Below are 8,718 nucleotides of genomic sequence, written 5' to 3'. Positions count from 1 at the left end.
GGGCGCAAAAATGTGGACGCGCCGGGGACGCGCGGCGCGCAGGCTCGGAGCCGCGCGGCCGGGTCGCGCCGTGGCCGGACAGGAGCGGGCGGGGACGCGCCGGTACGGCAGGTGCGGGCGGGCCCCGGCCCCCGCGGGCTCAGACCTTCCGCAGGAGCACCGAGTGGACCCGGTGCCGGCCGTCCTTGCGCAGCACGAGGTCGGCGCGGCCGCGGGTGGGGATCACGTTCTCGGCGAGGTTCGGGCCGTTGATCGAGCTCCAGATCCGCTGCGCGGTCGCCGCGGCCTCCTCGTCGGTGAGGTCGGCGTAGCGGCGGAAGTAGGAGCGCGGGTCGGAGAACGCGGTGCGGCGCAGCGCGAGGAAGCGATCCACGTACCAGCGCTGGACGTCCTCGGCCCGCGCGTCGACGTAGACGGAGAAGTCGAAGAAGTCCGAGACGGCCATACCCAGCCGTCCGTCGCGGCGGGGCCGGGCGGGCTGGAGCACGTTCAGGCCTTCGACGATGAGCACGTCCGGCTGCTCCACCACGACCTTCTCGTCCTCGAGGATGTCGTAGGTCAGGTGGGAGTAGACCGGCGCCTCGACCCGCTCCTGCCCGGCCTTCACGTCCGCCACGAAGCGCAGCAGGCGGCGCCGGTCGTAGCTCTCCGGGAAGCCCTTGCGCTGCATGATCCCGCGCGACTCGAGCACGCGGTTGGGGTACAGGAAGCCGTCGGTGGTCACGAGCTGCACGCGCGGGGTCTCGGGCCAGCGGGCCATGAGCTCGCGCAGCAGTCGCGCGGTGGTCGACTTGCCCACGGCCACCGAGCCGGCCACGCCGATGATGTACGGGGTGCGCTGCTGGCGCTGGTCCAGGAACTCCTCGCGCGCCCGCCGCAACGACTGCGCGGCCGCGACCTGGATGTTCAGCAGGCGCGAGATGGGGCGGTAGACGGCGTCGACCTCGGAGAGGTCCACCCGGTCGCCGAGGCCCCGCAGGCGGTCCACGTCCTCCTCGCTCAGCGGCAGCGGGGTCTGCTGGGAGAGCCGGGCCCAGTCCTCTCGGAGGATCTCCTCGAACGGGGTGACCGTGGCGTGCGCCGATGCTGCCTTCATGCGGGAGATTCTTCCAGCATTCCGGCGCCGAGCCGTGCAGCGGTGCGTCGACCCACCGGGCACAGCCGCTACCGGATCCCGTCCCGGCACGGCCCGGGGCCCTGCCCGGCCGCGTCCGACGGCTCGACCGGAGGCAGGGGACGCGGTGGTGCGACCAGCGCGCCTATGCCCGTCTGCGCATTTCTGATCGGTCCCGTGCACGCTCGGCCACGCCTGCGCGGCGAGGGGCCGCGAGGTGAGGAACGACTCGCTCGGATCCTGCGTGCACGGCGTCGTGCGGGATGCGGAAAGCTACGGTGAGCGGCATGTGTGGAATCGTCGGATACGCAGGCCCCCGTGCCGCAGCACCCTCCTCCCGCCCCGTGGACGTGGCCCTCCAGGGCCTCGCCCGCCTCGAGTACCGCGGCTACGACTCCGCGGGCGTCGCCGTCCTGGACGACGGCGCCGTGCGCGTGACCAAGCGGGCCGGCAAGCTCGCGAACCTCCGCGAGGCGCTCGAGGGCTCCGCGGAGTCCACGGGGCACGTCGCCATCGCGCACACCCGCTGGGCCACCCACGGCGGCCCCACGGACGGCAACGCCCACCCCCACCTCGGCGGCCGCGAGGGCGAGCTCGCCCTGGTTCACAACGGCATCATCGAGAACTTCGCCGCGCTGCGCGCCGAGCTCGAGGCCGACGGCTTCACCTTCTCCTCCGAGACCGACTCCGAGGCCGCCGCGCACCTGGTCGCCCGCGAGATGGAGGCTGCCGGAGACCTCACCGAGGCGATGCGCCGCACCGCCGCGAACCTCGAGGGCGCCTTCACGCTCCTGGCCGTCCACCGCGACGCGCCGGACGTCGTCGTCGCCGCCCGCCGCAACTCCCCGCTGGTCGTCGGCCTCGGTGAGGGCGAGAACTTCCTCGGCTCCGACGTCGCCGCCTTCGTCGACTCCACCAAGGAGGCGCTCGAGATCGGCCAGGACCAGGTCGTCACCGTCTCCGCCGACTCGGTCGCGATCGTCGACTTCGACGGCAACGAGGTCACCGACGCCAAGCGCTACACCATCGAGTGGGACGCCGCGGCCGCGCAGAAGGGCGGCTACGACTCCTTCATGGCCAAGGAGATCCACGAGCAGGCCGATGCCGTCGCCGACACCCTCCGCGGCCGCCTCGAGAACGGCACCCTCCAGCTCGACGACATGGAGATCGACCCCTCGGTGCTGCGCAGCATCGACAAGATCGTCGTGATCGCCTGCGGCACCGCCGCGAACGCCGGCGCCGTCGCGAAGTACGCGATCGAGCACTGGTGCCGCATCCCCACCGAGGTCGAGCTCGCCCACGAGTTCCGCTACCGCGACCCGGTCGTCACCGAGAAGACCCTGGTCGTCGCGATCTCCCAGTCCGGCGAGACGATGGACACCCTGATGGCGGTGCGCCACGCCCGCGAGCAGGGCGCGAAGGTGATCGCGCTGTGCAACACCCGCGGCTCCACCATCCCGCGCGAGTCCGACGCGGCGCTGTACCTGCACGTCGGCCCCGAGATCGCGGTCGCCTCCACCAAGGCGTACCTCGGCCAGATCGTCGCCAGCTACCTGCTGGGCCTGTTCCTCGCCCAGGTGCGCGGCAACCTCTTCCCCGACGAGATCGCGGCGCTGATGGAGGACCTCGAGCAGATCCCCGCCCAGATCCAGCAGGTCCTGGACAGCTCCGCGCAGGTCGAGCAGCTCGCGAAGGACATGAAGGACGTCACCAGCGTGCTGTTCCTGGGCCGTCACGTCGGCTACCCGACGGCGATGGAGGGCGCGCTCAAGCTCAAGGAGATCGCCTACATCCACGCCGAGGGCTTCGCCGCCGGCGAGCTCAAGCACGGCCCGATCGCCCTGGTCGAGGAGGGGCAGCCGGTGTTCGTCATCGTGCCCTCCCCGCGCGGCCGCCACTCCCTGCACTCCAAGGTCGTCTCCAACATCCAGGAGGTGCGCGCCCGCGGCGCCCGCACCCTGGTGATTGCCGAGGAGGGCGACGACGCGGTGCTGCCCTACGCCGACGAGGTGATCCGCGTGCCCGCCACGCGCACCCTCTTCGCGGCGCTGCTGACCGTGATCCCGCTGCAGATCTTCTCCTGCGAGCTCGCGACCGCGAAGGGTCTGGACGTGGACCAGCCCCGCAACCTCGCGAAGTCCGTCACCGTCGAGTGACCGCCACGTCGGATGAACTGCCCCGTCGGGTGAGCGCGCCCGTCGGGACCGCTCGTCCGACGGGCCTCTCCGCGTTCGCGGGAGCACCTCTCCGGGCGGTGCCTCGCGCCGTCGACCGCCGGCCGCCTCGCCCCGCGCGGCGGCCGGTGGTGTGATACTGCCCCTGTGAGCACCTCTCCCACCGCGACCCCGACGCCCGGACCCGACGAGACCTTCGGGGGCCGGGCGTTCGCGCCGCGGGAGGACGGGACGATCGTCGGCGTCGGAGTGGACGTCGTGGACATCCCGCGCCTGGCCGCGATGATCTCCCGCACCCCCGCCCTGCGGGACCGTCTCCTGACCCCGGGGGAGCGTGAGCTCTCGCCGGCCTCGCGAGCGGCGCGGGTCGCCGCGAAGGAGGCGGTGGGCAAGGCCCTCGGCGCGCCCGGCGACTTCTCCTGGCAGGACGTGACCGTCGAGCGCGCCGCCGGCCGGCGCCCCCACCTGCGTCTACGGGGCGCGACCCTCGCCGCCGCCGAGCGGCAGGACGTCGAGCACCTGCACCTCTCCCTCTCGCACGACGGCGCGATCGCGACCGCGATCGTCGTCGCCGAGCGCGCCTCCGCCCCGAGGAGCCTGTGATGCTGCGGGCCCACGGTGCCGAGGCGGTCCGCGAGGCCGAGCGGCCCCTGCTCGAGGCGGGGGAGCCGCTCATGCTCCGCGCCGCCGCAGCGCTGGCCGAGCGCGCCGTCCACCACCTGCGCTCGGCGCCCTTCGCCCCGCAGGTGCTGGTCCTGGCCGGGGCGGGCTCCAACGGCGGCGACGGCCTCCACGCCGCCGCGATCCTGCGCCGCGAGCACTCCCTGGCCGCCGACGCGATCACCACCGCTCCGCGCCGCCACGAGGAGGGGGTCGCCGCGCTGGAGAGGGCGGGCGGGGCCCTCCACCCCCTCGCGGGTCTCGACGAGGAGCGCCTCGCCCGCCTCCTCAGCGGCGCCGACCTGGTGATCGACGCGATCCTCGGGATCGGCGGCCGGCCCGAGGCGCCCGCCGAGCTCCACCCTCTGCTCGAGACGGTGAGGGAGAGCGGCGTGCCCGTTATCGCCGCGGACCTGCCGAGCTTCGTCGACGCCACCACCGGCCAGGCCGCCCCCGAGGCGCTCCGGGCCCGGGAGACCGTCACCTTCGGCGCCGTGAAGGCGGGACTGCTGCTGCCCGGCGGCGCCGAGCTCGCCGGGACCGTGCACCTGGTGGATCTCGGCCTGGACGAGCACCTCCCCGCCCGTGCGGCGGTCGAGCGGCTCGAGGACGCCGACATGCGGGCCCTCCTGCCGCGCCCGGGCCGCGACTCCACCAAGTACCGTCGCGGCGTGGTCGCCCTCGCCGCCGGCAGCGAGCAGTATCCCGGCGCCGCGGTCCTCGCCGTCTCCGGCGCCGCCCGCACCGGGGCGGGCATGGTCCGCTGCCTCGCCCCGCAAGCCGTGCTCGACCTCGTGCTGCGGGCCCGTCCCGAGACCGTCGGCCATCCCGTCGGCCCCGGTCGCGCCGGCGGGCGGGTGCTGGACGACGAGACCCTCGCCCGCACCCATGCCGTCGTGATCGGCCCCGGCCTGCCCAGCGACGACCCGCGCGTGCGCCGGGGCGTCGCGCTGCTGGCCGGGCAGATGGACGTGCCGTCGGCCGCGCCGCGCCGGGGCGTGCTCGACGCGGGCGCACTCGGGGCCATCGGCCCCGGTGCCCGCTTCACCCCCGATGTGGTGCTCACCCCGCACCGCGGCGAGGCCGAGCGCCTCGCCCGCCGCCTCGACGTCGACCCGGACCTGCCCGCCCCCGAGCTCGCCCGCGCGCTCGCCGCCGCGACGGGCGCGACCGTGCTGCTCAAGGGCGCGATCACCCTCGTCGCCCCCGGGGACGGCGGGCCGCTGCGCTCCCAGGACGACGCCACGCCCCAGCTCGCGACCGCCGGCACCGGCGACGTGCTCGCCGGGGTGCTCGGCACCCTGCTCGCCGCGGGCCTGCCCGGCCCCGACGCCGCCGCGCTCGCGGCGCTGCTCCACGGCCGCGCCGGGCGCCTCGCCTCGCGTGACGGACTGCACCCCCTGGTGGCCCTCGACGTCGCGGACTCTCTGCCGGAGGCCATCGGGACTATCCTGGCGGACGCCCAGGACCTGAACCGAGGAGCCCGATGACCATCCCGATCCCTGCCGAGGACCCACGGCACGTGCCCAACCGGGCGGTGATCGACCCCTCCGCGATCACGCAGAACACGCGGGCGCTGGGGACCCTCCTCGAGGAGCAGACGGCGCTGATGGCGGTCGTGAAGGCCGACGGCTACGGGCACGGCATGCTCACCGCCGCCCGGGCCGCGCTCGAGGGCGGCGCGACCTGGCTGGGTGTCGCCCACCCCGCCAGCGCCCTGGCGCTGGCCCGCGCGGACCTCGACGCGCAGATCCTCACCTGGCTGTACGAGCCGCACACCGCGCGGATCGTGCTGCCCGAGGTGCTGCGCTCCGGCGTCGACGTGGCCGTCGGCTCCCTGGAGATGCTGCAGCTCGTCGCCGCAGCCGCCCGCGAGGCCGACCGCCGCGCCCGCGTCCACCTCAAGATCGATACCGGAATGGGACGCAACGGCGTGCTGCCCTGGCAGGTCCGGGAGATGGGCGTCGCGATCCGCGACGACGACTTCCTCCAGCTCACCGCCGCCTGGACCCACCTGACCAGCGCGGACGATCCCGAGGATCCCGCCACCGACCAGCAGGCGGAGCTGTTCGACTCGGCCTGCGAGGCGCTCGAGGACGAGGTGGGACCGATCCCGCTGCAGCACATCGCGAACTCCGCCGCGACCCTCACCCGCCCCGACCTGCACCGCGACATCGTGCGTCCCGGCATCGCGCTGTACGGCTATCCGCCGGTCCCGGCCGACGTGCCGCTGCGTCCCGCGATGACCCTCTCCAGCCGGCTCGCGCTGGTCAAGGAGGTGCCCGAGGGGCACAGCGTCGGCTACGGCCGGATCCACCGCACCAGCCGCTCCACGACTCTGGGCCTGGTGCCGATCGGCTACGCCGACGGCCTCCACCGCACCGCCTCGGACAGCATCGGCGTGCTGGTGCGCACCCGCAGTGGGGACCGCCGCGTCCCCCAGGTGGGCCGGATCAGCATGGACCAGATCGTGGTGGATCTCGGCCCCGAGACCGCCGCCCGCGCCGGTGACGAGGTGGTCCTGTTCGGCGACGCGGGCGGAGAGCCCGACGCCCCCTCCGCCCCGACCGCGGACCACTGGGCCCGCGCCGCGGAGACCATCCCCTACGAGGTGCTGACCTCCGTCTCCGGGCGCGTCACCCGGGAGGTGCGCGCATGAGCGCGCTGGACGGGACCGGCGCGGACGCGCTCGGCGTCGACGGGCCCGGCGCTCCGGGCGGAGCGCGCGGCACGGCGGGAGAGGCCGACGGCGTCCTCGTGCTGCGCACCCGCGACGCGGACGGCACCCGCGCCCTCGCCCAGGCGCTCTCCGGGGCGCTGCGCGCGGGCGACCTGCTGGTCCTGGACGGGCCGCTCGGCGCCGGCAAGACCACCTTCACCCAGGGCCTCGGCGCCGGTCTCGGCGTGCGCGGCCCCGTCGCCTCGCCCACCTTCGTGATCGAGCGGGTCCACCCGAACCTCGCAGGCGGCCCCGACCTCGTGCACGTGGACGCCTACCGCCTCGGCGGCGAGGGCGAGATCGACGACCTCGACCTCGAGGCCGATCTCGACCGCGCCGTGACCGTCGTGGAATGGGGCAGGGACCGGGTCGAGCATCTCGCGGACTCCGTGCTGCTGGTCGAGCTCGAGCGGCCCGACCGGGTCGACGACCCGCTGGACCCGGACGAGCCCCGCACTCTGCGGCTCACCCCGCGCGGGCCCCGCTGGGACGGCGCCGCGATCGCCGCGCTCGAGGCGGCGCTCGCCGCGGTGGCGGGGCTGGACGGCACGGCGGAGCCCGCCGATGCCGAACCGACCGCGGCGGATGCCGATCCGACCACCGACACCGCCGAGGGAGAGCGCTGATGCTGTTGGGAATCGACACCTCGGGCGCGGTGAGCGTCGCCGTCGCCCGCGGAGAGCTGGCCGCAGGCTCCGCCTCGTCCTCGGGAGCCGCTCCCGCGCAGGGCGATGCCGCGTCCGCGCACACCGGCCTCGACATCCTCGCCGTCCGCTCCGACACGCGCTCCCGCCACCACGACGAGGTGCTTCTCGCCCTGGTGGAGGAGACCCTGCAGGCCGCGGGCGTCACCCGCGGAGAGCTGACCGGCGTGGTCGTCGGCCGCGGCCCGGGCCCCTTCACCGGCCTGCGCGTGGGGCTGGTCTCCGCCCGTTCGATCGCCTCCGTGCTCGGCGTGCCCCTGCACGGGCTGAGCTCCCTCGACGCCCTCGCCCACGAGGCCCTCGCCGCCGTGCCCGCCGAGCGCGGCCCCGTCACCGTCGGCGTGGCGCTCGATGCGCGCCGCCGCGAGGTCTACCACGCCCGCTACCGCCGCGAGGTGGACGGCGAGATCCTCCGCATCGCGGAGCCGGCCGTGGACGCCCCCGCCGAGGTCGCCGCCGAGCTGACCGCCTGCGACCTGCTCGTCGGCTCCGGCACCGCGCTCTACCCCGAGCTGCTGCCCGCGACCGTCGAGCTCGAGCACGTCGATGCCGGACACCTGCTGCTGGCCGCCTCCGCTCTCGCCGCCCGCGGTGAGGACCTCACCAGCACCGAGCCGATGTATCTGCGCGAGCCCGACGCCGCGAAGCCCACCGCGCGCAAGAGCGCCCTGGGGCGCTGAGGTGACGGCCGCTGACGGGTCCGACCGCCGGGCCGGGGCGGACCGCGGCGCGGGGTCGGCCGACGCTGCGGGCTCTTCGCGCGGCGCGGGTCAGGCCGACCGTGCCGGGGGATCCTGGTCCCTGCGACCGGCGACCCTCGAGGACGTCGAGGAGATCGCCTTCGCGGAGCTCGAGCTGTTCCCCGACGAGGCCTGGAGCGTGTTCCAGCTCGCCGAGGAGGTCGAGCACCCCGACCGCCGCTACGTCGTCGCGGTCGAGGAAGGGGCCGAGCCGGCCCGCAGTCCTGATGGCCGGACGCTCCCCTCACGCGGCGGCAGGTTGCTCGCCTACGCCGGGATCATGCTCGCCGGCGACCTCGCCGACCTCCACACCATCGGCACCCGCCGAGAGGGTGAGGGCATCGGCCGCGCCCTGCTCGCCTGGTGCGAGGAGCAGGCCCGCACCGGCGGCGCCGAGCGGATGCTGCTCGAGGTGCGTGAGGACAACACCCGCGCCCGCGCCGTCTACGCCGCCGCCGGGTACCGGGAGATCGGTCGCCGCCGCGGCTACTACCGGATCCGCGGTCGGCGCATCGACGCGCTCGTCATGGAGCGCGAGCTCGGCGCTCCCGGCGGCCCGTCGGCCTGACCCTCCCCGGTCGCCTGGCGCTGCCGGGCGCGGGGCCGG

At 75.2% G+C, this 8,718-nt stretch carries 8 protein-coding genes; 7 read left to right on the top strand and 1 reads right to left on the bottom strand.

Annotation, left to right across the window (positions count from 1 at the left end):
* Positions 1-139: 139 nt before the first annotated feature.
* Entirely contained in the window at positions 140-1,096 is a 957-nt protein-coding gene (gene coaA, locus L3K22_RS09015; RefSeq protein ID WP_010550272.1) for a type I pantothenate kinase, read from the bottom strand.
* 305 nt (positions 1,097-1,401) lie between these two features.
* Here coaA and glmS point away from each other — a divergent pair, with 305 nt between their 5' ends.
* From glmS to L3K22_RS08980, 7 genes are all read left to right on the top strand, one after another.
* Positions 1,402-3,270 carry a glutamine--fructose-6-phosphate transaminase (isomerizing) gene (gene glmS / locus L3K22_RS09010; RefSeq protein WP_263311081.1) on the top strand — a complete coding sequence of 623 codons (1,869 nt, stop codon included), beginning with the start codon at positions 1,402-1,404 and terminating at the stop codon, positions 3,268-3,270.
* A gap of 165 nt (positions 3,271-3,435) precedes the next feature.
* Positions 3,436-3,891, top strand: coding sequence for a holo-ACP synthase (locus L3K22_RS09005; protein ID WP_263311080.1), 456 nt, complete (start codon positions 3,436-3,438; stop codon positions 3,889-3,891).
* Positions 3,891-5,438, top strand: a complete 1,548-nt coding sequence (locus L3K22_RS09000; protein ID WP_263311079.1) for an NAD(P)H-hydrate dehydratase — start codon at positions 3,891-3,893, stop codon at positions 5,436-5,438. Before L3K22_RS09005 ends, L3K22_RS09000 begins: the two co-directional genes overlap by 1 nt.
* A complete protein-coding gene (gene alr, locus L3K22_RS08995; RefSeq protein ID WP_263311078.1) occupies positions 5,435-6,607 on the top strand; it encodes an alanine racemase in 1,173 nt (390 codons plus the stop codon). The genes L3K22_RS09000 and alr overlap by 4 nt, the downstream gene beginning before the upstream one ends.
* Positions 6,604-7,293 (top strand): tRNA (adenosine(37)-N6)-threonylcarbamoyltransferase complex ATPase subunit type 1 TsaE, encoded by a 690-nt coding sequence (gene tsaE, locus L3K22_RS08990; protein ID WP_263311077.1) that lies wholly within the window; start codon positions 6,604-6,606, stop codon positions 7,291-7,293. The genes alr and tsaE overlap by 4 nt, the downstream gene beginning before the upstream one ends.
* Positions 7,293-8,051 (top strand): tRNA (adenosine(37)-N6)-threonylcarbamoyltransferase complex dimerization subunit type 1 TsaB, encoded by a 759-nt coding sequence (tsaB, locus tag L3K22_RS08985; protein WP_263311076.1) that lies wholly within the window; start codon positions 7,293-7,295, stop codon positions 8,049-8,051. Before tsaE ends, tsaB begins: the two co-directional genes overlap by 1 nt.
* 1 nt (position 8,052) lies before the next feature.
* Positions 8,053-8,679, top strand: coding sequence for a GNAT family N-acetyltransferase (locus tag L3K22_RS08980; RefSeq protein WP_263311075.1), 627 nt, complete (start codon positions 8,053-8,055; stop codon positions 8,677-8,679).
* Positions 8,680-8,718 lie beyond the last annotated feature (39 nt).

The organism is Brachybacterium atlanticum (genome assembly GCF_025669985.1).
GTDB classification, from domain to species: domain Bacteria; phylum Actinomycetota; class Actinomycetes; order Actinomycetales; family Dermabacteraceae; genus Brachybacterium; species Brachybacterium conglomeratum.
This window is presented reverse-complemented; position numbering and strand designations above follow the sequence as displayed.